At 67.3% G+C, this 21,863-nt stretch carries 20 protein-coding genes; 9 read left to right on the plus strand and 11 right to left on the minus strand.

The window, feature by feature from the left end; all coding sequences use genetic code 11:
* The 3 genes from ACW6W5_RS17550 to ACW6W5_RS17560 form a co-directional block, all read right to left on the minus strand.
* Window positions 1-1,006, minus strand: a 1,006-nt coding sequence (locus tag ACW6W5_RS17550) for a GAF domain-containing protein (protein WP_458233672.1), incomplete at its 3' end; no start/stop codon positions are given.
* 88 nt (window positions 1,007-1,094) lie between these two features.
* The gene (locus tag ACW6W5_RS17555; RefSeq protein WP_121040007.1) at window positions 1,095-2,222 is read right to left on the minus strand and encodes an NAD(P)-dependent alcohol dehydrogenase; all 1,128 of its coding nucleotides are present in this window, start codon (window positions 2,220-2,222) and stop codon (window positions 1,095-1,097) included.
* A gap of 14 nt (window positions 2,223-2,236) precedes the next feature.
* On the minus strand, window positions 2,237-3,700 hold the full coding sequence (locus ACW6W5_RS17560; RefSeq protein ID WP_193222783.1) for a benzaldehyde dehydrogenase: 1,464 nt from the start codon (window positions 3,698-3,700) through the stop codon (window positions 2,237-2,239).
* A 211-nt stretch (window positions 3,701-3,911) separates the two neighbouring features.
* Here ACW6W5_RS17560 and ACW6W5_RS17565 point away from each other — a divergent pair, with 211 nt between their 5' ends.
* Together ACW6W5_RS17565 and ACW6W5_RS17570 are read left to right on the plus strand one after the other, a co-directional pair.
* On the plus strand, window positions 3,912-4,490 hold the full coding sequence (locus ACW6W5_RS17565) for a DUF1415 domain-containing protein (protein WP_121040013.1): 579 nt from the start codon (window positions 3,912-3,914) through the stop codon (window positions 4,488-4,490).
* Window positions 4,481-5,281, plus strand: coding sequence for an SDR family oxidoreductase (locus ACW6W5_RS17570; protein WP_121040016.1), 801 nt, complete (start codon window positions 4,481-4,483; stop codon window positions 5,279-5,281). The genes ACW6W5_RS17565 and ACW6W5_RS17570 overlap by 10 nt, the downstream gene beginning before the upstream one ends.
* A gap of 30 nt (window positions 5,282-5,311) precedes the next feature.
* Here the strand turns inward: ACW6W5_RS17570 and ACW6W5_RS17575 are convergent, their stop codons facing one another.
* Both ACW6W5_RS17575 and ACW6W5_RS17580 read right to left on the minus strand, forming a co-directional pair.
* Window positions 5,312-7,345 (minus strand): M3 family metallopeptidase, encoded by a 2,034-nt coding sequence (locus ACW6W5_RS17575; protein WP_121040019.1) that lies wholly within the window; start codon window positions 7,343-7,345, stop codon window positions 5,312-5,314.
* Window positions 7,346-7,463: 118 nt separating this feature from the next.
* Window positions 7,464-8,576 (minus strand): PLP-dependent cysteine synthase family protein, encoded by a 1,113-nt coding sequence (locus tag ACW6W5_RS17580; RefSeq protein ID WP_088433788.1) that lies wholly within the window; start codon window positions 8,574-8,576, stop codon window positions 7,464-7,466.
* Window positions 8,577-8,703: 127 nt separating this feature from the next.
* Between ACW6W5_RS17580 and ACW6W5_RS17585 the strand changes: the two genes are divergently transcribed.
* The 3 genes from ACW6W5_RS17585 (at window position 8,704) to ACW6W5_RS17595 (ending at window position 10,196) form a co-directional block, all read left to right on the plus strand.
* Window positions 8,704-9,063 carry a CopL family metal-binding regulatory protein gene (locus ACW6W5_RS17585; protein ID WP_193222784.1) on the plus strand — a complete coding sequence of 120 codons (360 nt, stop codon included), beginning with the start codon at window positions 8,704-8,706 and terminating at the stop codon, window positions 9,061-9,063.
* 247 nt (window positions 9,064-9,310) lie between these two features.
* A complete protein-coding gene (locus ACW6W5_RS17590; protein WP_183073707.1) occupies window positions 9,311-9,610 on the plus strand; it encodes an EF-hand domain-containing protein in 300 nt (99 codons plus the stop codon).
* Window positions 9,611-9,671: 61 nt separating this feature from the next.
* On the plus strand, window positions 9,672-10,196 hold the full coding sequence (locus ACW6W5_RS17595) for a DUF411 domain-containing protein (RefSeq protein WP_183073708.1): 525 nt from the start codon (window positions 9,672-9,674) through the stop codon (window positions 10,194-10,196).
* 43 nt (window positions 10,197-10,239) lie between these two features.
* Here ACW6W5_RS17595 and ACW6W5_RS17600 read toward each other — a convergent pair whose 3' ends face one another.
* The 4 genes from ACW6W5_RS17600 to ACW6W5_RS17615 form a co-directional block, all read right to left on the minus strand.
* A complete protein-coding gene (locus ACW6W5_RS17600; RefSeq protein ID WP_121040027.1) occupies window positions 10,240-12,078 on the minus strand; it encodes a 2Fe-2S iron-sulfur cluster-binding protein in 1,839 nt (612 codons plus the stop codon).
* On the minus strand, window positions 12,075-12,767 hold the full coding sequence (locus ACW6W5_RS17605) for a PepSY domain-containing protein (RefSeq protein ID WP_121041249.1): 693 nt from the start codon (window positions 12,765-12,767) through the stop codon (window positions 12,075-12,077). Before ACW6W5_RS17605 ends, ACW6W5_RS17600 begins: the two co-directional genes overlap by 4 nt.
* Before the next feature lie 58 nt (window positions 12,768-12,825).
* Window positions 12,826-15,534, minus strand: a complete 2,709-nt coding sequence (locus ACW6W5_RS17610; RefSeq protein ID WP_152152309.1) for a TonB-dependent receptor — start codon at window positions 15,532-15,534, stop codon at window positions 12,826-12,828.
* 102 nt (window positions 15,535-15,636) lie between these two features.
* Entirely contained in the window at window positions 15,637-16,044 is a 408-nt protein-coding gene (locus tag ACW6W5_RS17615) for a CopL family metal-binding regulatory protein (protein WP_121040033.1), read from the minus strand.
* Window positions 16,045-16,484: 440 nt separating this feature from the next.
* Here ACW6W5_RS17615 and gloA point away from each other — a divergent pair, with 440 nt between their 5' ends.
* Window positions 16,485-17,015, plus strand: coding sequence for a lactoylglutathione lyase (gene gloA, locus ACW6W5_RS17620; RefSeq protein ID WP_088433782.1), 531 nt, complete (start codon window positions 16,485-16,487; stop codon window positions 17,013-17,015).
* Between the two features lie 48 nt (window positions 17,016-17,063).
* Here gloA and ACW6W5_RS17625 read toward each other — a convergent pair whose 3' ends face one another.
* Entirely contained in the window at window positions 17,064-17,426 is a 363-nt protein-coding gene (locus ACW6W5_RS17625; RefSeq protein WP_088433781.1) for a hypothetical protein, read from the minus strand.
* A gap of 191 nt (window positions 17,427-17,617) precedes the next feature.
* Here ACW6W5_RS17625 and ACW6W5_RS17630 point away from each other — a divergent pair, with 191 nt between their 5' ends.
* From ACW6W5_RS17630 to ACW6W5_RS17640, 3 genes are all read left to right on the plus strand, one after another.
* Window positions 17,618-18,052: a VOC family protein gene (locus tag ACW6W5_RS17630; protein ID WP_152152310.1), complete on the plus strand. Its 435-nt coding sequence runs from the start codon at window positions 17,618-17,620 to the stop codon at window positions 18,050-18,052.
* Between the two features lie 75 nt (window positions 18,053-18,127).
* Window positions 18,128-19,429: a putative DNA modification/repair radical SAM protein gene (locus ACW6W5_RS17635; RefSeq protein WP_152152312.1), complete on the plus strand. Its 1,302-nt coding sequence runs from the start codon at window positions 18,128-18,130 to the stop codon at window positions 19,427-19,429.
* A 1-nt stretch (window position 19,430) separates the two neighbouring features.
* On the plus strand, window positions 19,431-20,882 hold the full coding sequence (locus ACW6W5_RS17640; RefSeq protein WP_152152314.1) for a UdgX family uracil-DNA binding protein: 1,452 nt from the start codon (window positions 19,431-19,433) through the stop codon (window positions 20,880-20,882).
* Between the two features lie 69 nt (window positions 20,883-20,951).
* Here the strand turns inward: ACW6W5_RS17640 and ACW6W5_RS17645 are convergent, their stop codons facing one another.
* Window positions 20,952-21,383: a CBS domain-containing protein gene (locus tag ACW6W5_RS17645; RefSeq protein WP_152152316.1), complete on the minus strand. Its 432-nt coding sequence runs from the start codon at window positions 21,381-21,383 to the stop codon at window positions 20,952-20,954.
* Window positions 21,384-21,863: the final 480 nt, after the last annotated feature.

The raw sequence follows: 21,863 nt of genomic DNA on the forward strand, positions 1-21,863 counted from the left end.
GGACGTGCTGTGTGTTCTGCGCGCGCAGTGATGCGTTCGTGGCGTTGGCATGCTGCACATCGAGCTTCACGCCGGCATGCGGTGCGAGCGGTCCGCGCAGGTACTGGACGTGCACGGCGGTGTCGTCATCCAGGCGGACGCGGTGGGCGGGGCCGCTCTGCAGCAGGCGGCGGCGCTGGTGGATGCTGGCGCCGGCGAACAGGCCCTCGAGGGTGAGCAGGGGCAAGGCTCCGCGTCGTGGGAGTCCGAACAGGCGGCGGGCCACGCGGTTGGCGGCACGCACGCGGCCGTCTTCTTCGATGGCCAGCAGTCCCTGCAGCGGTGAGTGCAGCCAGCGGGTGTCGTGTTGCACGGCCAGCAGGTGGCAGGGACGGTGGTCCTGCATGAGGCGGTTCTCGGCCGACAGCGCGGCCTGGCGGAAGTAGCCGTGCAACAGCTCGGCATCGCGCTCGCCGGTGCCGGTGATATCCAGTGCGCCCAGCACTTCGCCATCCAGCCCATGCAGCGGGACGCTCAGGCAGAACACCGAGGCGAAGCGGTCGAGATAGTGCTCGTTGCCGCGCACCAGGGCGGGCGCGTCTTCGGCCAGGCTGCAGGCCGGTGCGGTGGTGCCGATGTCGATTTCGCGAAGGCGGCGACCGATCTGGATCGGGCGCAGTACCGGGACGTCGGCCAGGCCGTGTTCGCGCTGGGCGATGACCAGGCCATCGGCGTTGACGCAGAACAGGGTCCATTGGCGGCCACCGAAGGCGGCCCAGAGGTGGTCCATGTCCTCGCGCACACAGCGTGCGAGGCGGCGGTCGGCAGGGTCGTCCAGGCGCGTGGCAGCCGCGGCAAGAGGCGCGTAGTACGGCTCCTGCCGCGGCTGCACCCCGGCCTGGCGCGAACGCTCCCAGGAGCGCTGCACCGGCGGGCTGACCACGCTGTCCATCAGCGCGCCGCCCTCGGCGAAGCGCTGACGGGCGGCGGCCAATACCTGCTGCTGTTCCAGAACCATCGCGGCCATCGGTCGATCTCCACCTCGGACCGACAGCCTACTCCCGCAAAGCTGACTGGTACGTCGTCGCAGGCATGCACGCCTGCGACGGACCGTTTCACCCGCCGATGGTCAGGATCGGCTTGAGGGTGACACCGCGGGTGCTGTCCTCGGCGGCCTGGTTGATCTGATCCAGCGGGTAGAACTTGACCAGCTTGTCGAACGGGAAGCGGCCCTGCTGGTACAGCTGCACCAGCTGCGGAATGAACACCTTGGGCACGCTGTCGCCTTCGACGATGCCGCGGATGCTGCGCCCGCCGAGCAGCAGGTTGTTGACGTCGAACTCGGCCTTGGTGCCCAGCTTCGGCGCGCCGACCACGCCGATCACCCCCAACCCGCCGAGTGCCTCGATGCCCTGCGCGAGCACCTCCGGACGACCGGTGGATTCCAGTGCGAAGTTCGCGCCGCCGCCAGTGATTCCGCGCACCGCTTCAACCACATCGACCTCGCGGCTGTTGATCACGTGCGTGGCGCCCAGTTCCTTGGCCAGCTCCAGGCGCGAAGGCACCACATCGATGGCGATGATGGTGGTCGCACCGGCCACGCGTGCGGCCATTACCGCGCTCAGCCCGACCGCGCCGGCACCGAAGCTGGCGAAGCTGCTGCCGGCGGTCACCTTGAGCGAGTTGATCACCGCACCGGCACCGGTCTGGATGCCGCAACCAAGCGGGCCAAGCAGCTCGATCGGCGCATCATCGGGCACCTTGATCGCGTTGTTTTCGCGGCTCAGTGCGTAGGTGGCGAAGGAGGACTGCGCGAAGAAGTGATCGTGCAGCGGGTGGCCGTCCGGATCCTGGATCGCGGTGGAGCCGTCCAGCGCACCGCCACCGAAGTTCAGGCCGAAGAAATCCTTGCAGTAGGCACCGTGGCCGCCGCTGCAGGGGTTGCAGTGGCCGCAGGCGCCGTAGGTCAGCACGACATGGTCGCCAACCTTGAGGTCCTTCACGCCCGGGCCGAGTGCTTCGACGATGCCCGCGCCTTCATGGCCGAGCACCGCCGGCAGCGGCACGGGGTAGTACTGGTCCCGCACGATCAGGTCGGTATGGCACAGGCCGGTGGCGACCACGCGGACCAGCACTTCATCGTCCTGTGGGCCACGGATGCGCGCCTTCTCGATCGTGAAGGGCTGTTCTTTTTCGCGCACCACGGCCACGGTGATGTCGCGCAGTTCTGCTGTTGCAGTCATGAGGTTCTCCTGGATCAGATCGGGTACGCGGGGGCTTCGCCCTTGACGGTCATCCACTGCCACTGGGTGAACTCGTCGATGTTGGACGGGCCACCGATGCTGGTGCCGTTGCCCGAGGCGCCGACGCCACCGAAGGGATTGATCACTTCATCGTTCACGGTCTGGTCGTTGATGTGCAGCAGGCCGGTGCGCAGCCGTTCGCCCAGCTTCAGCGCGCGGCCCACGTTGCTGGACACGATCGCCATCGACAGGCCGTACTCGCTGTCGTTGGCCAGCTCCACCGCCTCGTCATCGGTATCGAACGGCATCACGACCGCGACCGGCGCGAAGATCTCTTCGTGGAAAGCCGGGTTGTCGCGGCTCACATCGCTGAGCACGGTCGGCTCGAAGTACAGATCCTTGTAGCCACCACCGGTTGCCAGGGTGGCACCGGCGGCCTGCGCCTGGGCAACGATGCGCGCGGCGTGGTCGCGCTGCTGGGCATTGATCAACGGCCCGATCGCCACCTCGCCGTCGGCCGGATTGCCAACCTTGAGCGATCTGGCCTTGGCCACCAGCTTTTCCAGGAAGCGCGCATGGATGCTGCGCTGGACCAGCACGCGGCCGGTGGCCATGCAGATCTGGCCCTGGTGCAGGTAGACGCCCCACGCCGTGTTGGCGATGGCCAGATCCATGTCCGCATCGTCGAGCACGATCAGCGAGTTCTTGCCGCCCAGTTCCAGCGACACCTTCTTCAGGTGTTTACCCGCCGCTTCACCGACCTTGCGCCCGGCAGCGGTGGAGCCGGTGAACTGGATCATCGCAATGTTCGGGTCACTGGTCAGCGCCGCGCCGGCCGCGCCATCCCCCGGCAACACGTGCAGCAGGCCAGCAGGCAGGCCAGCCAGTTCGAACAGGCGTGCGATCACGAAGCCGCCGCACACGGCGGTGCGCGGATCGGGCTTGAGCACCACCGCATTGCCCAGCGCCAGTGCCGGCGCCACCGCACGCATGGCCAGATACAGCGGGAAATTGAACGGCGCAATCACACCCACCACGCCCAGAGGGCGGCGGCGCGCCAGATTCAGACGGCCCGGTTCGGACGGCAGCACTTCGCCGATGCTGCGCGAGGGCAGTGCCGCCGCTTCATGCAGCGCCTTGGTGTTCACCTTGGCCTCGAAGCCGGCCTTGAGCTGGGTGGAGCCACTTTCGCGGACCAGCCACTGCACGATCTCGTCATTGTGCTCTTCGGCCAGTTGGGCGGCGCGGCGCAGGATCTGCGCGCGGGTGTCATACGGGGCACTGGCCCAGTCGCGCTGTGCGTTGGCGGCGGTGGCGGCGGCGCGCGCGATCTGCGCCGGGTCGGCCATCGCGATCTCGCCGAGGCGTTCGCCGGTGGCGGGCTCGACCACGTCCTGGGTGCCAGCACCCCGGCTCCACTGACCCTCGAACAGCTTGCCGGACCACGTGGCCGTCGGCAGGAATGCGTGTGTTGCCATCACTGAGAACTCCTTGCGTCGTGTACCCGGCCATTGGATACCTGCGGCGGGCCACTGCCTATTGGCCGTTGGCTCGATCACTGCAAGTGATTGCCGGATAAGGATTTATCAGGATGACGGGTGTCCAGTTAATGGACAGTGGAGCCGAGCATCCGCCCGCTTCACCGCCGCGCCGTACAATCAACGGCCCCAGCCAGCGACACCGCCCGCCATGAACGATGCTTCCCCCACTGCCACCCACGACCCCATTGCCGAGACCCGGAAATGGCTGGAGCAGATCGTCATCGGCCTGAACCTGTGCCCGTTCGCCAAGGCGGTGTACGTGAAGGACCAGGTGCGGTTCGTGCTCAGCGATGCGACCACCCCGGAAGCCCTGGTGGAAGAGCTGGCCGAAGAGCTGATCCTGCTGCGCGATACGCCAGCCGAACAGATCGACACCACGCTGATCGTGCATCCGGACGTGCTGACCGATTTCCTGGACTACAACGACTTTCTCGACAACGCCGATGCCGCGATCGAGGCACTGGATCTGCAGGGCATCCTGCAGGTGGCCAGCTTCCATCCGCAGTACCAGTTCGCCGGCGCGGCGCCGGATGACGTGAGCAACTACACCAACCGTGCGCCCTACCCGACCCTGCACCTGCTGCGCGAAGACAGCGTCGAGCGCGCCGTCGCCGCGTTCCCGGATCCGGACGTGATCGTGGAGCGCAACATCGACACGCTGGACAAGCTCGGCATCGAAGGCTGGACGCGCCTGCTGGGCCGCAACGACATGCCGCCGTGCCACTGACTCCGGCCATTCTCGACTGGCCGGCACAGCCGCTGCGCGATCGCGTGGTGCTGATCACCGGTGGCGCGCAGGGCGTGGGCCGCGGCATCGCGCAGTCGGTGCTAGGCGCCGGCGGCAGCGTGATGATCGCCGACCTGGATGCCGATGCCGGCAAGGCGTGTCTGAAGGAGTGGGCACTGCCGGAGCGCGCGGCGTTCCAGCGCGCGGATGTGGCCAGCGAACGCAGCGTGCAGGCGCTGATCAAGGCGACGCTGAAGCGCTTCGGCCGCCTGGATGGCCTGGTCAACAATGCCGGCATCGCCAGTGCCCACGGCACGCCCTTGGCGGAGATGCCGCTGGCCGAGTGGCAGCGCCGCCTCTCCAGCCTGCATGGCGCTTTCCTGTGCAGCAAGCACGCCCTGCCCGCCCTGCGCGAGCATGCCGGCGCGATCATCAACATCGCCTCGACGCGTGCGTGGCAGTCCGAACCGGACAGTGAAGCGTATGCCGCGGCCAAGGGCGGGCTGGTCGCCTTCACCCATGCGCTGGCGTTGAGCGAAGGCCCCGCCGTGCGGGTCAACAGCATCAGCCCCGGCTGGATCACCACCGACGCCTGGCAGGCGCCCTCACGGCGGCGCACGCCAACGCTTTCCCGCCGCGATCATGCGCAGCACCCGGTCGGCCGCGTTGGCCAGCCGCCGGACATCGGCGCGCTGGCGGTATTCCTGCTCTCGGACCTGGCCGGTTTCATCACCGGCCAGGACCACATCGTCGACGGCGGCATGAGCCGGAAGATGATCTACGCGGAGTGAGCCACGTGCCGCCCGATCACGCGGCCGCAGTCACACCATCCCGTTATGCCGCAGCAGCGCGTCCACCGTCGGCGCGCGCCCACGGAACGCGGCGAAGTTCTCGGCGGCACTCCGGCTGCCACCCCGCGAGAGCACCTCATCGCGGAACCGTTGACCGGTCTCGGTCACCTTGTCCGGCGCTTCCTCGAACGCGGCATAGGCATCGGCGCTGAGCACCTCGGCCCACTTGTAGCTGTAGTAGCCCGCCGCATAGCCACCGGCAAAGATGTGGCTGAACTGATTGGGGAAGCGATTCCAGGCCGGCGGCCGGTTGACCGCTACTTCATCGCGCACCCGCTCCAGCAGCGCCTGCACACTGTCCTGGGTCGGGTCGAACTCGCTGTGCAGCTGCATGTCGAACAGCGCGAATTCCAGCTGACGCACGGTGAACATGCCGCTCTGGAAATTGCGTGCGGCCAGCATGCGGTCAAACAGCGCACGCGGCAGCGGCTCGCCGGTGCTCACGTGTGCGGTCATCGCCTGCACGCGGTCCCATTCCCAGCAGAAGTTCTCCATGAACTGGCTCGGCAGTTCCACCGCGTCCCACTCCACGCCGTTGATGCCGGCCACGCCAAGCTCACCGATGCGGGTCAGCAACTGATGCAGGCCATGCCCCATTTCATGGAACAGCGTGGTCACATCGCTGTGGCTGAAGGTGGCCGGCTGGCCCTCGGCACCCTTGCCGAAGTTGCAGACCAGGTACACCAGCGGCGTCTGCACACCGGCCGCGGTCTCGCGGCGGTTGCGGCAATCATCCATCCACGCGCCACCGCGCTTGCCTTCGCGCGCGTACAGGTCCAGATAGAACTGCCCCACCAGCGCGCCCTGCGCATCGACCACCCGGAAGAAACGCACGTCCGGATGCCACACCGGCGCACTATCCGGCTGCACCTCCAGGCCATACAGGCTGCGGATCACACTGAACAGGCCATCGAGCACCTTCGGTTCGGTGAAATACTGCTTCACGTCCTGCTCGGAATAGCTGTAACGCGCCTGCTTCAGCTTTTCCGCAGCAAAGGCCAGGTCCCATGCCTCCAGCGCCGGCATGCCCAGTTCGTCGCGGGCGAACGCCTCCAGCTCGGCACGGTCGCGCTGCGCGTACGGCTTGGCGCGCGCGGCGAGATCGCGCAGGAAGCCCAGTACCTGAGGCGCATCCTCAGCCATCTTGGTGGCGATCGAATACTCGGCGTAGTTGGCGAAGCCCAGCAGTGCGGCCAGCTCCGCACGCAACGCCAGCACGCGATCGATGTTGCCGCTGTTGTCCAGCGCGGCATCGCCGAACTCGGAGGCGCGCACCGCGTTGGCGCGATACAGCGCCTCGCGCAGCGGGCGATGTTCGGCGTAGGTCTGCACGGGGATGTAGCACGGCATCTGCAGCGTCAGCTTCCAGCCGGCCAGGCCGTCTTTCTCCGCCGCGCTGCGGGCAGCGGCGATCACGTCGTCCGGCAGGCCAGCCAGTTCGGCGCGGTCGTCCACGTGCAGCGACCAGGCATCGGTCGCATCAAGCACATTCTGCGAGAACGTCGCCGACAGCGCGGACAGCTCCTCGCGGATCGCGCTGTACCGCGCCTTGCCGGCGTCATCGAGTTCAGCGCCACCCAGGCGGAAATCGCGCAGCGCGTTCTCCAGCACCTTGCGACGTGCCGGGCCGTATTGCGTCGCTTCCGGCGTGGCGGCTAGGGCGCGGTACTGTTGGTAGAGCGCCAGGTTCTGGCCCAGTGCGCTGCCGAAGCGTGTCACCTTGGGCAGGGTTGCGTTGTAGGCCTCGCGCAGCGCCGGGGTGTTCACCACGGCCTGCAGGTGGCCGACCTGGCCCCACGCGCGCCACAGGCGCTCGGTAGCGTCGTCCAGCGGCTCGGCGAAGCTTGCCCAGGTCACCGGGGAGACGGTCTCGGCGGTTTTCACCGCGGCCTCGGCGTCGGCCAGCAGGGCATCGATCGCCGGGGCGATGTGCTCGGGCTGGATCGCATCGAAACGCGGCAGGCCGGAAAAATCGAGCAGGGGGTTGGTGGGGGTCACAGGCATCTCCAGACAACGGGGCCGCTGCAGCGGCATCACCCCACGATATGGCATTGCCCCCCGCCCCGCACAAGGCCCCGGCGTACGCCGATGGGCCAGGTTCACGCCAGAGCCGGTGCCGCGCTCAGTACAGCGTTTCCAGCGAGACGCAGGGCAGCACCGGCAGCCCCTGCCCGGCCACTGCGGCCGCGAGCACCGTATCGGCGCCATCCACGTCGATGCCCTGCGTCGGATACCACGCGGGGTTGTAATAGCTGTGTGCGTAACGATCGCCGCTGTCGCACAGGATGGTCACGATCGAGCCGCTGCGGCCTGCCTGACGCATCAGCTGCGCGGCCTGAAGCACGCCGATGAAATTGGTCCCGGTCGAGCCGCCGACACGACGGCCCAGCTGGCGGGTGACGTGGCGCATCGCGGCCAGGCTCAGCGCATCGGGCACCTTGACCATCGCATCGACACTGGTCGGAATGAAGCTCGATTCCACCCGCGGCCGGCCGATGCCTTCCACCCGCGAGCCCCCATTGCAGGTCAGCTCGCGCCAGGGCTGGCCGGCCAGCGCGGCGCAGTAGCCGTCGTAGAACACGGAGATTTCCGGGTCCGCACACAGGATGCGGGTGTCATGCCGGCGGTAGCTCACATAGCGGCCCAGCGTGGCCGCCGTGCCGCCGGTACCGGGGCTGCACACGATCCACTCGGGCACCGGATGCGGCTCCTCGGCCATCTGCTTGAAGATCGATTCGGCGATGTTGTTGTTGGCGCGCCAGTCAGTGGCACGCTCGGCGTAGGTGAACTGGTCCATGAAGTGGCCACCGGTTTCGCGGGCCAGCGTTTCCGAATCGCAGTTCAGGTCGCAGGCGCGCTCCACCAGATGGCAACGGCCGCCGTGGAATTCGATCGCCGCGATCTTCTCCGGCGAGGTGGTGGCCGGCATCACCGCGATGAAGGGCAGCCCCAGCAGGCGCGCGAAGTATGCCTCGGACACCGCCGTGGAACCGCTGGACGCCTCGATCACCGGGCGCCCCTCGCGCAGCCAGCCATTGGCCAGCGCATACAGGAACAACGAGCGCGCCAGGCGATGCTTCAGGCTGCCGGTGGGGTGGCTGGACTCGTCCTTGAAATACAGGTCGATGCCCTCGAACCCGGGCAGGTCCATCGGAATCAGGTGGGTATCGGCCGAACGGTTGAAATCGGCGTCGATCTTGCGGATGGCCGCGGCTACCCATTCACGCTGGGACATGGATGAACACTTGAAGGAAGGCTGAGCAGATTCTACTGCGTCCGTCCCGGCGGTACCGGAATGGCCGGGTTTGCCGGGCGGCGATGCTATGGTGAGCGCCGGTCCCGAACCTGCCTCCGCCCTGCGCTTGCCTCGCTCCCTGACGCTCCTGCTGCTGTGCCTGACGCTGATCGCCAGTGCGGTCGGTTCGGCGTGGGCCGCCACGGCCATGGCGATGCCCACCGCGGTGGCCAGCAGCAGCGCTGCCGAGCGCAGCTGCCATGACACGGCCCCGGGGCTGCACGCCGACGAAGACGTCGGGCAGCCCGGCCCTGCCGCCGGGTGTGTGGACGATGATCACTGCGACTGCCCACAACAGGGCACAGTGCTGCTGCCCGCCGCGCTGCCGTTGCTGATGGGCCTGCCGCGATCCACGGCGCCCCTGCCCGCCATTGCCGGCCGGAGCAGCCTCGCACCCGACCGGCGGATCCGCCCTCCCATCGCCTGATCCGCCGCTGACGGCCGGCCACCTCACGGGCGACCGATGCCGACGCTGCCTGCCTCGTCTGCCGCCCGCCGCACAGCGCGAGGGTGGCGACCGCATGCACCTCGCCATGGCGAAACCGTCAGCAGCGCGCCACTGCAGTCATCGCATCGCCTCCCCACCCCGACCGCGATGTCTGCGACGTGGCCCGGCCCTCCGTCTGCAGCCCCGTCTCCGTCCACCTTTTCAATCATCTTCTCGAAGGATTCCCATGCGCCTGTTCACCCTGCTGCCCGTAGTCGCCCTGCTTGCCGCCGCGCCGACCGCACTGGCCCAGTCGGCCCACGCCGGACACGATCACCACGCCGGCCACGCCAAGCCCCCCGCTGCGACACCGACCAGCAAGCACGCGGCCGCGTTCAAGCAGCTCGACCGTGACAACGACGGCTTCATCCGCCGCAGCGACCTGCCTGCCGAGCATCCCTTGCTGCCGCACCTGGACATGAGCGATCGCAACCGCGATGGCAAGCTCGATGCGAAGGAATTCGACACCGGCATGAACATGCTTTGACCCCGGCGACCGCGCACGGCAACGCTGCCGTGCGCGGCCATCTCCATAGAAAGGAAACGTCATGAACTTCTTCAACAGGACCGCGCTGCCGGCCCTCGCGCTGTTCAGCACCACCCTGCTGGTCAGCGCCTGCCAGGCAGCGCCCGGTACCACCACCGCAGGCACAGCGTCGGTGTCGCCGCCCTCCGTCGCGGCGGCAACGCAGGACCTGCCCCTGATCACCGTGCACAAGAGTCCGGACTGTGGCTGCTGCGGCGTATGGGTCGAGCACGGCCGCGCCGCCGGCTTCCCGGTGCGGGTCAACGACACCGAGGACATGCTCGCCATCAAGCAGCGCCTGGGCATTCCCGACGAGATGCTCTCCTGCCACACCGCCGAAGTGGAGGGTTACGTGGTGGAAGGCCATGTTCCGGTCGCCGATATCCAGCGCCTGCTGAGCGAACGCCCCACGGCGCGCGGCCTGGTGCTGCCTGGCATGCCGATCGGCTCGCCTGGCATGGAATCGCCGGATGGCTACCGGCAGTCGTTCACGGTCGGATTGCTGGAACAGGACGGCAAGGTCAGCGGGTTCTCGCAGCACCCCTGATCCGCATCGCCCTGCCGGCACACGGCCGGCAGGGCCTGACCGATCAGATCTTGAAGTCGTCGTAGGCGATCCGCGCCTCGTCGACGCCCAGCCGCTGCAGCAGTTGGCGCGTGGCCGCCAGCATCGCCGGCGGTCCGCACAGGTAGAACTCGCAGGCGGACAGCTCCGGATGCGCCTGCAGCAGATGCGCATGCATCACCTCGTGCACATGAGCCGCCGCGCCATCCCTGCCTGCCCACGCACCGCCGGCCTGCTCCGACCACACAGGGTGCCAGCTGAAGTTGGCATGCCGCTGGGCCAGCGCCTGCATCTGCAGGTCATACGGGCAATCGCGTGCGTTCCGGGCGCCGTACCAATAGTGGATACGCTCCTGCCCTCCTTCGCCGAGCCGCTGGTGAATCATCGCCCGCAGCGGTGCCATGCCGGCCCCGGCACCGATGAACACCTTCTCGCGCGCGGCCCCACTCAAGGCGAAATCACCGAAGGGGCCGCTGTAGCGCACACGGTCACCCTCGCGCAGCGTGTACAGATACGTGGAGCCCTTGCCCGGCGGATGCCGCTTGTTGTCCTGCCAGCCGGGACTGAACCGTGCAAGCAGCAGCAGCCGCCCCTGCACATCGCCCACGGGCGAGGACAGCGAGTACGACCGGCGCACCTCGCTGCGGTTGTGCAGCGTCGGCGGCAGCGACAGCCTGTCCCAGTCCTGCCGGTGTTCGGCGGGATGCCACAGCCCGCTGCGCGCCACCGTGTACTCGGGGACATGCAGCTGCAGATAGCAGCCCGGCTGGAACTGCGCATCGGCCGGATGGTCGGGGCGCAGATGGATCTCGCGCAGGAACGGCGTCACCGCCTCCACCTTTTCAACGGTTGCCCAGTGCTCGGTCCAGAGGCTGGCACCACCGGCGACTTCGATCTCCAGATCCTCATCCACCGCCAGGTTGCAGGCCAGTCGGCTGCCCACCTTGAGCTTGGCCGCCGGCAGGTGCGCACGATCGGCCGCGGTGGCCCGCGACGCCGCCCCACGCACGCGGACCTCGCACAACCCACAGCTCTGCCCACCGCCGCAGTTGGAGGGGAGGTGGACACCTTCGCGGGCCAGCGCCACGTACACACTGTCGCCGCTGGCCGCGGTGACCGTGCGCAGATGCGTGCCACCGGGCGCGAACACCGCCAGCTGGCGTCGGCGCCGCCAGCGCCGCGGGATGAACTCGCGCAGGTGAACGCTGGCCACCAGCAGCCACAGACCGGTCAACGACAGCCACAGCCCCCCGATGCCCATGCCGACCACAAGGGGATTGTTGAAGTTGGCGCGCTCGGTGTAATCCATGATGTGCAACATCCAGAAGATGTCGAACAGGCGCCAGGTATCGTTGCGGTGCTCCAGCACCTGGCCGCTCTGGGCCGAGACGTACACCGAGGTACCGGCCTCATCCCCGAAATCCACGCGCCAGACCGGATCGGGATGGGCGCGTGTTTCCAGCGTTTTCTCGAGATGGACCGGATCGGCCGGCACGCCACTGCCGCGATACGAGGCCTGTGCCAGCCGCAGGGCCCAGCGCGGGTCGATCTCGATGCGCTTGCCGCTGTGCGCATCGATCAGCTCGGTGCCCTGGGGTGACAGCAACCGGTACACCGGCTGGTCCAGCAGCCAGCCGGTATCCAGTGTGGCCGCCTCGTTGCGTGCGGCCCGCAGCGCCTCGGCCGGCGCCAGCGTCGTGGCCGGCCAGGCCGGCAGCGCGGGCTCGGCCGCGCGGTGCGCGGTGCCGTTGATCTTCTGCGGGTCCAGCAGGCTCATCATCAGGCCGCTGCCGAGCCAGAGCAGGAACTGCAGGCCGACGATCAACCCGAGCCATCTGTGCAGCGTGCGCATCCACGGTGTCATGCCGACCTCCGCGAACCGAAGCTGTAGAACAGCAGCCACACGCCACTGAGCGCGAAGCCAAGCCCGGCGATGGCAGCGATGCGCAGCAGCAGGTTGTTGACGTCCGTGCGGTTTTCGTAATCCATGATGTGGAACATCCACAGGAAGTCGAACCAGCGCCACAGGCTGTGCCGGCGCGCCAGCAGATCACCGCTGGCCGGCGACAGGTAGAGCGTGGTGTCGCCGCGGTCGGCAAAATGCACCGCCCACATCGGCACCGGCCGGGTCTTCGCTTCGGCGGGGGCCCGGGTGATCCATTCCACGCGGCTGACCTGCCCGTCTCCCTGATACAGCGATTGCGCCAGTGCGATCGCCTGGTCCCGGTCCAACGGCGGCAGCCGCTCGCCGGTCCGCGCGTCCACCAGGAATCTGCTGGTGGCGTCGCGTACATCGAACACCTCTCGCTCCAGGACATGCGTGAGCCGGAACGAACGCAGCCCGGGATAACGCGTGGTCAGCTCGGCCGGGGCGACCCGTTCGCTGGCGCGTGGCAGGACCTCGCCATGCGCATGCGCCAGGTGATCGCCATGGATCACGTCCAGCGGCACCACCGTCATGTAGACGCCACTGAGCATCCACAGCAGGGCCTGCACGCCCACGATCAGGCCGATCCATTTGTGGGCACGTCGTGCCCAGAATGCGGGTTTCATCGTCTTCATCCTCTCTCAGGAACGGCGCCCCGCCGGCGAACCGGCGGGGCGCACGCAATCACCAGCGATAGCCGATGCGGGCATACCAGCGACGACCCAGCAGGTCATAGGTCATCGTGTCGGTATTGGCGTCGGTGTAGCTCTGGATGAAGGGCGCCTTCTTGTCGAACGCGTTGTCCAGACCCACGGTCAGGTCCAGGGCGGGCGTCGCGGCGTACTTGGCCTGCAGGTTGTGATACACCACGCTCGGCGCGTGGTCGCCAATCGCGCCACGCGCGGCATTGATGTCGTCGGTGCGGCCGATGTACTGCGCGGTCCAACTGCCCGACCATGCCTCACGCGAGAGATTCACTGCGCCCAGCGCGCGCCATTTCGCATAGCTGCCACGGCCACCGGTGATCTTGCCGGCGTACTCGATCACCGCCGCGCCGGCGTAGGGACGCACGTCGTAGCGATGCAGGTAGGAGGCATCGATGCTGACGCTGGCATCGACCCCGGCCAGCCCGAACTCGTACAGCGCGCCGAGGTCGACGCCGGTGGCGCGTTCGTTGGCGGCATTGACCGGCTGCGAGGACAGGAAATCCACCTCGCCGGTGCGCGGGTTGCGGGTGAAGTTGCTGGCATCGCAGAACGGATGCGCCAGGCCTGGCGTGTTGTAGCAGATCGCCAGCTTGGTCGAGCCCGCCACGCGCTGGATCGCATTGGTGATGCGGATGTTGTAGTAGTCCGCGGTCAAGGTGAGCCCGGACAGGAACGTCGGTGTCCACACCACGCCCGCGGTGACCGAGGTCGCGTCTTCCGGGCGGAGCTGCGCGTTGCCCCCGGAGGTGGTCAGGATGGTATTGCCCGGCTGCACGTAGTTGGCCGGCACCCCTGCCGCCTGGCAGTTGCCCCGCACCACCGAGTCGGCCGGCAGGCTGCTCCAGCGGCTGCACGGATCGGTGGTGGTCAGATTACCTTCGGAGATGCCCCCGAAGAGTTCGGGAATGTTCGGAATACGGAACGCGGTCGCATAGGTACCGCGCAGTTTCAGCGTGGAGTTGACCTGCCAATCCAGGCCGACCTTGTAGTTCATGTCACGGCCGAACAGATCGTAATCGGACAGGCGCGCGGCCAGGTTGAGGTACAGCGAATCGGCGATCACGCTGTCCTGCAGCAGCGGCACCGCCAGTTCCACGTACGCCTCCTTGGCGGTGTACGCGCCGGAAATCGGGTCCTGCTGGTTGGTGTTGCCGATGCCCAAGGCGGTCAGCATATCCGGGTTGCGCCAGCCACGCTCCTTGCGCACTTCCACGCCGGTGGCCACGCCCACCCAGCCGGCGGGCAGCTCCACGAGCTGGCCGCTGAGGCTGGCGGTGAAACTCTTCTGTTCGTTGCCACCGGTATCGCGCGAGGTGTAGAGGATGTAATCCAGCACCTCCCTGGAGAGATTCCCATAGCCCAGGTAGTTGCCGCACGGAATCGCGGCCCCCGGCAGCGGGCTGCAGATGGCCCGGTTCAACGTCTGCTCGACGCGATCCAGGTTGGCCACATTGTCCGAGCCGTCCACGCCGGTGTTGCGGCCCAGGTTGAAGGCCGTCGACCAGTCCCAGCCGACGCCGAACTGCCCCTGCAGACCCACGACGGCACGGTAGGTATTGGTCTCCTGCGAGAAGTGTCGCGGGCCGGCTTCTTCCAGGCGCCGGCGTTGCAGCAGCAGATCCTGCCCGGTGGGATTGGTCGGGTGGTTGGCAGCGATGTTGATGGGGCGATAGACCCCCAGCGAACCGGCGGTGGCCAGCTGATCGGACTGGCGGTTGGTGTACATCAGTTCGGTGAACACCCGCACGCTGTCACTCAGCTGATTGTCGCCGAACACACTCAGGCTCAGCCGCTTGATCGGATTGACCGCGTTGAGCGTGGGATTGCCGTTGTAGTTGTGCTTGGCCGCGTTGTAGGTTTCAAACAGCGGATCACCCGGGTTCTGGCGGAAGTTGATGCGCGCGCCATCGGCCAGCAACGCGCGCCCACCGATCGTCGCCGAACTGCCCGAACAGACCAGCTTGCCGCCCGATTCGATCAAGCCACACGGCGCGCGCGAGGCCATGTTCACGGTGCCGCCTTCGGCGTAGTTGATCCCGGCGATCAACGAGCCACGCTCGCCGGTCACGCCCCAGGCCAGATCGACCGCCGTGTCATCCCCATCGCCCCGGGTGGTTTCGCCATAGCGTACCGAGGCCTGCACCCCGTCGAAGCCCTTCTTGGTGATGATGTTGACCACGCCGGCCACCGCATCGGCACCGTAGATGGCCGAGGCGCCGTCCTTGAGCACTTCAACGCGCTCGATCAGCGCCACCGGAATGATGTTCAGATCCACTGAACTGTTGGCCCCGGTGCCGCCATTGACGATACGGCGGCCATTGAGCAGCACCAGCGTGCGGTTGATGCCCAGGCCGCGCAGGTTGACCTGGGTCGTGCCGTAGCCGTTTTCGGCCCAGTAGGCGTTGCTCTGGCTGCCCGCGAAACCGGCCGAGGCCGGCAGGCGCTGCAGCAGGGTATCCACCGAGGTGGCGCCCGAGCGCTGGATGGTTTCGGCATCGATCACGCTGACCGGGCCGACGCCGGACAAACGGGCGCGCTTGATGTGGCTGCCGGTCACCTGGACCGTATCCAGGGTGCGTGCGCCGGCCTGGCCGGGCTGGCTTTCCTGCGCGTGCAGCGATGGGGTGACGGCCGCACTCAGCAGCGTGCCGATGGCCAGGGCCAGGGCATGGGTCTTGACGTACATGTTCTCTCTCCCGCTTGGGGTCTTGTCTGGTGGCAAGATCCGCGGGCCACGATGGCCACGGCGGATCACATCAGGCGCCGTATCGACGCCGGAACGACAAGATCAGGCGATGGGAGGTCGGAAGACGCGCGAGAGCTTCCGGGGCGGAACCTCCAGCGGCGGGAACAGCGTGTCCATCGAAATCGGCGAATGCCGCGTGGCGAACAGCGTGGTGGCCGAAGGCGGATAGAAGGTCAGCACGCAGACGCAATCGCAGGCCGCGCGGTCCGCGCAGTCGGCATCCCCGCGGTGTTTGCTGCGCTCGTGGTTGCCATGCGCGGCCAGCGCCGGTGCGGCGTCCTGCGGGGGAAGGTCGCAGGCCTCGCCCGCCGTACCGTCCTGCGCGGCCACCAGTGAACCGCTGCCGCTCATCGCATGCAGGGCCATGCGCGTGCTCGCCCACGCACCGAGGACGCCATCGGCACCCAGCAGAGCGATCAGCAGCAATGGCAGCATCAAGCGGTAGGACATGGGGCGCTCAACAGCCTCGGTTTATTTGTATATACAAAACATTGAATAGCGCGTCGGTCGGGGCGCGTCAACTCCCCTCCCCCCTTTACGACGTCGGCGTCTCCCTTGCCGGCTGCGCGTTTCCCCACGCAGATATCCGTCCTGTCGGCCTCTGCCAGCTCCCTTCCCGCCGATGCCACCCGCATCGACCCGGTTCACGCGCCAGCGTCCATCCTGCGTTGCAGCATAGCCAGCGCGCACGTCGCCGCCAAGCGCCACCATGCCTGTTCGGGTGCGATGTCGCCTCTATTTTTACAAGCAACGATGGATATCGATCGCTCGTTACACATGCAACTTTTTGCGTGGCCCTGTCAGGCGCTTGTCCAGACCTCACCCGCGTTCCGTAAACTTGTCCGCACGCGCGTCATCGCGCTTCTTTTCATCGTGACAGGACCTCTCCCATGACCCTTCCCGCCTCCCTCCGCGAGCACCCCGGCGTCGCTGCCGACGTGCCTGCCGAGACCGCTGGCTTCGTGTTCAACCACACCATGCTGCGCGTCAAGGACGCCACCGCCTCGCTGGATTTCTACACCCGCGTGCTCGGCTTCCGCCTGATCGACCTGCGCAACTTCCCCGAGGCCGAGTTCAGCCTGTACTTCCTGGCGCTGCTGCCGGCCGGCACGCAGATCCCCGAGGGCGACGACGCGCGTCGCGTGTGGATGGCCGGCCTCCCCGGCGTGCTCGAACTGACCCACAACCATGGCACCGAAAACCAGGACGGCCCGGTCTATCACAACGGCAATACCGACCCGCGCGGCTTTGGCCATATCTGCGTGTCCGTGCCGGACATCCAGGCCGCCTGCAAGCGCTTCGATGAACTGCAGGTGCCTTACCAGAAGCGCCTGGAAGACGGCCGCATGAAGCACCTGGCCTTCATCAAGGATCCGGACGGCTACTGGGTGGAGATCATCTCCAACACCCCGATCGCCTGATCCCGAACGCACCGCGACGCGCCGGCCTCCATCGGCGCGTGGCGGGCGCTACGGCTGGACCTGGAACTCGAACGCCGCATAGAACGGCGCCTGCGGTGGCACGAACAGGGTTTTCCCCGCAAACCCTGCGTCCACACAACGCGCGACAGCCGCGTCGCCTTCGCGCCACGTCCGCACCACTTTGCCCTGCGCATCCAGCTGCAACACCACGGTGAACGCGGCAAGCGTCTCCGGCGCGGGGGTCGGCATGCAGCGCGTGAAGCCGGCCCCACCCACCCGGCTCATGCTGTCCAGCATCTCCGCATAGGCCGCCGGGGCCAGGCTGGCCTCATCGCGCTGCGCCCATGCACGCACCTGGTCGTAGCCCGCGTCGCCGGCGACCGCCTGGGCCATCATCACCATCCACAGCATCGTGCTTCCTCCGCCTGCGCGTTCATGACGCCAGTGCGCAGCGTAGGTCAGCGCGCGGGCGGGCGGAAGGGCCTGGGCCGACACAGGCCGACACAGGCCGGCGCCTGGTCAGCAAGGTCGACACCGCGGCCATGCGACGCGGGGCCTGCGGTGGTATACCTGCGCCCGTCCCACTACCCAACGGAGTCGGTATGGAAACGATGGAACTGCACCGCGGCCGCCTGATCGATCACCTGCAACTGGTGGTCAGGGATCTGGCCGCCAGCCGCCGCTTCTACCACGCCGTGTTCGACACGATCGGCATCCCGATCGCCGGTGAAGGCGATACCTATTTCTGGGCCGACGAGCTGTTCGTTTCCACACCGGACAGCGAGGCGGCACTCGGCCAGCTCACCGGTCGCCACCATCTCGCCTTCCAGGCCCGCGACCGCGCCACGGTCGAGGCCTTCCACCGCGCGGCGCTGGCCAACGGCGGCAAGGACAACGGCGCACCGGGCGAGCGGCCGTACCATCCCGGCTACTACGCCGCGTTTGCACTGGATCCGGATGGCAACAACATCGAAGTGGTGTTCCATGGGCCGGCCACCTACAGCGCGGACTCGGTGAAGGTGAGCTTCGAAGGCTGAGGCGGAACCTGAATTCTTCAGGGAGTATCTGATGCGTCTCACTGGATGAGATCGTGCCCCGGTACGGTCTTTTCCATGGAGACGATCCGCAAACTGGCCATCCTTGCCGATGCCGCGAAATACGATGCGTCCTGCGCCTCCAGTGGCGCAGGCAAGCGCGATTCGCGCGCATCGCGCGGCATCGGCAGCACCGAGGGGATGGGGATCTGCCACAGCTACACGCCCGATGGCCGGTGCGTGTCGCTGCTGAAGATCCTGCTGACCAACTTCTGCATCTACGACTGCGCGTACTGCGTCAACCGCGTCTCCAGCAACGTGCAGCGGGCGCGGTTCAGCGTGGAGGAAGTGGTCGCGCTGACGATGGATTTCTACAAGCGCAACTACATCGAAGGGCTGTTTCTCTCCAGCGGCATCATCCGCAATGCCGACTACACCATGGAACAGATGGTGGAGATCGCGCGCGTCCTGCGTGAGGAACGCCGCTTCAGCGGCTATATCCACCTCAAGACGATTCCCGAAGCCTCGCCGGAACTGCTCGCGCTGGCCGGCCGCCATGCCGACCGGCTCTCGATCAACATCGAACTGCCGACCGAGGCTGGGCTGGCCAGCTTCGCGCCGGAGAAATCGCTGCCATCGATCCGCGGCGCGATGGGCGAACTGCGCTGGCGCATCGAGGAGGCCAAGGAAGCAGGCAAATCCCAGCCAGCCGCCAGCGCATCGGCCCCGTCACCTGCGCCCGCAGCGCGCGGCCGCCGCGCACGCGCGCCGCGGTTCGCACCGGCTGGCCAGAGCACGCAGATGATCGTCGGCGCCGACGGTGCCAGCGACCAGCAGATCCTCGGCGCGGCCGACAATCTATACGGCAACTACCGGATGCGCCGGGTCTACTATTCGGCGTTCAGCCCCATCCCCGATGCCAGCAAGGCGCTGCCGCTGCAGGCACCGCCGTTGGCGCGCGAGCATCGCCTCTACCAGGCTGACTGGCTGCTGCGCTTCTACGGTTACGGCGTGGACGAGATCGCCAGCACCACCCAGGGCGGCATGCTCGATCTGGACATCGACCCGAAGATGGCCTGGGCGATCCGCCATCCCGAGCGTTTTCCGGTCGATCTCAACCTGGCGCCGAAGGAACTGCTGCTGCGCGTGCCGGGGCTGGGCGTGCGCAACGTCAAGCGGGTGCTGATGGCCCGTCGGCATGGGCGTCTGCGGGTGGCCGATGTGGCCCGCCTGCGCGCGCCGATGAGCAAACTGCTGCCGTTCGTGCAGTTGGCCGACCATCACCCGCACCGCGCGCTCGACGACCCGGCGGCACTGCGCGCCCGGGTGGCGCCGCCGCCCCGCCAAGGCTCGCTGTTCCCCGACGCGGCCGCGCACTGAGATGGCGCGCTGGAGTGTGCGGGTCGATCCGGTGTGGTCGCTGGAGGCGTGGCGCACGGCGGCGCGGCTGGCGTTGCGCCACGCCGTCGCACCGGATCAGCTGGATTGGCTGCAGGGCGAGGATGCGTCGCTGCTGGATGCGCCGTCACTGCCGGCGCTCGATCCCGCTTCCTTGGCCTCGGCCGAGGCACCGATCCAGGTGTCCAAAGCCTTCATCGAACTGGCTGCCACCTGCCTGTGCCATCGCGATCCACAACGGATGCCGCTGCTGTATCGCATGCTCTGGCGCATCACGCACGGCGAACGCAGCCTGCTCTCCAACCCGGCCGATGCGGACGTGCTGCGGGCCATGGCACTGACCCAGGCGGTGCGCCGCGACACCCACAAGATGAAGGCGTTCGTACGCTTCCGCGAGGTGCCGGGTCAGGACGATGCGTTCATCGCCTGGTTCGAGCCCGAGCACCATATCGTCGATCGCGTCGCTCCGTTTTTCGCGCGCCGCTTCGCCGGGATGCGCTGGGCGATTCTCACGCCGGGGCGCAGCGCGCACTGGGATGGCCAGGCGCTGTCATTCGGCCCCGGCGGCCGGCAGAGCGATGCGCCAACCGAGGATGCGCGCGAGGAGTTGTGGCGGACCTATTACGCCAACATCTTCAATCCGGCACGGCTGAACACCCGGATGATGCAGCAGGAGATGCCGGCGAAATACTGGAAGCATCTGCCCGAAGCCACGTTGCTGCCGCAGCTGGTGCGTGATGCCGGTGACCGCGTGCAGGAGATGCACGATCGGCAGGCGCAGGCACCGCGGCGACGCATTCCTGTACCCGCCACCGGCGCGCCAGCAGTCACGGACACTGCACCGGCCACGCTCGGCGCACTGCGCGATGCTGCCTCGGCATGCCGCCGCTGCCCGCTATGGGAACCGGCCACGCAGACGGTGTTCGGTGAAGGGCCGCCGAACGCATCGATCATGCTGGTCGGCGAGCAACCCGGCGACAGCGAGGACCTCAGCGGCCACCCGTTCGTAGGCCCGGCAGGACAGCTGCTCGACCGTGCGCTACGTGAGCTCGGCATCGAGCGCAGCGCGCTGTACCTGACCAATGCGGTCAAGCACTTCCGCTTTGAACGGCGCGGCAAACGGCGCATCCACAGCAAGCCGCAGCTCACCCACGTCAACGCCTGCCGGCCGTGGCTGATGGGGGAAATCGAGAAAGTGCGCCCGCAGGTGATCGTCTGCCTGGGCGCAACTGCGGCCACGGCCGTGTTCGGTGCCGGATTCAATCTGATGGCGAACCACGGACGCTGGCACGTGCTGGATGACGCCACGCGCGCCTTCGCCACGGTGCATCCGTCGTGGGTACTGCGGCAAACCGGCGATGAGGCGCCCGGTAATGCCTATCAGTTGCTGAAGAACGACCTTCAGCAACTCGTCGAAATCAAACCCACACGCTGACCTCGTCGGGGGTTGTACGGGGTTGCCGGCCAGCGGCCGGCAATGCCCGTCACCGCGCGTGGAGCAACGTCAATGCGCCGCCAGGTAGATATCCTGCAGTACCGCCTTTTCCAGCTCCAGCTCGCTGAGCAGATTCTTCACGATATCGCCAAGGCTCAGGATGCCGACCAGCTTGGCCCCTTCGGTCACCATCAGATGACGATGGCGGGAGTACGTCATCAGCGCCATGGCCTGCTTGAGGGTCGCGTCCGGGCCGATGCCTTCCAGCCCTGCCGACGGCAAGCTGGAAATGACCCGTCGGCCGGCCTGGGGACCATCTTCCGCAAGGCTGCGCACGATGTCCTTCTCGGACACGATCCGCACCGGCGCATCGTCCTTCATCACCACCAGGGCGGCGATCTTGTGCGCGCTCATCTTGTGCGCGGCGGCACCGATGGTGTCTTCCACATCGATGGTGACGATGGCTTCTTTCTTGGATTGCAGGAGTTCGCGGACGTTCATTCTTGTTTCCTGTTACAGGTTACTGAAGTCGAGAGATGCGCCTGGTTGCAGCGAGGTCGGTGGCAGTGCCACGCGGTCCTCGGTCACTCGATTCTACGACCGCACCCTGGGCCAGGAGTTTGCAAATCTGGGACGGTTCGTCGTGGAAAGCGTGAACGACCCTGAGAATGGCACCGTGACTAAAACCGTCGCTGAATGCCGCCGCAGGGTGAGACTAAAGTTCCGGTACCGATTGCCGGGTAGCCACCCCATGGGGTGGCTCTGCAACAGGGTGATCGCACAAAAAAAAGGGTGACCCCGCAGGGCCACCCTGGATACGTGTCAGCGCCGCGTCGGCGGCGGACACATCACTCCACCGTCACGCTCTTGGCCAGGTTGCGCGGCTTGTCCACGTCTGTCCCGCGGGCCAGTGCGGTGTGGTAAGCCAGCAACTGCACCGGGATGGTGTGCACGACGGCGCTCAGCGCGCCTACATGGCGC

It is taken from the genome of Stenotrophomonas sp. IS26, assembly GCF_054188265.1.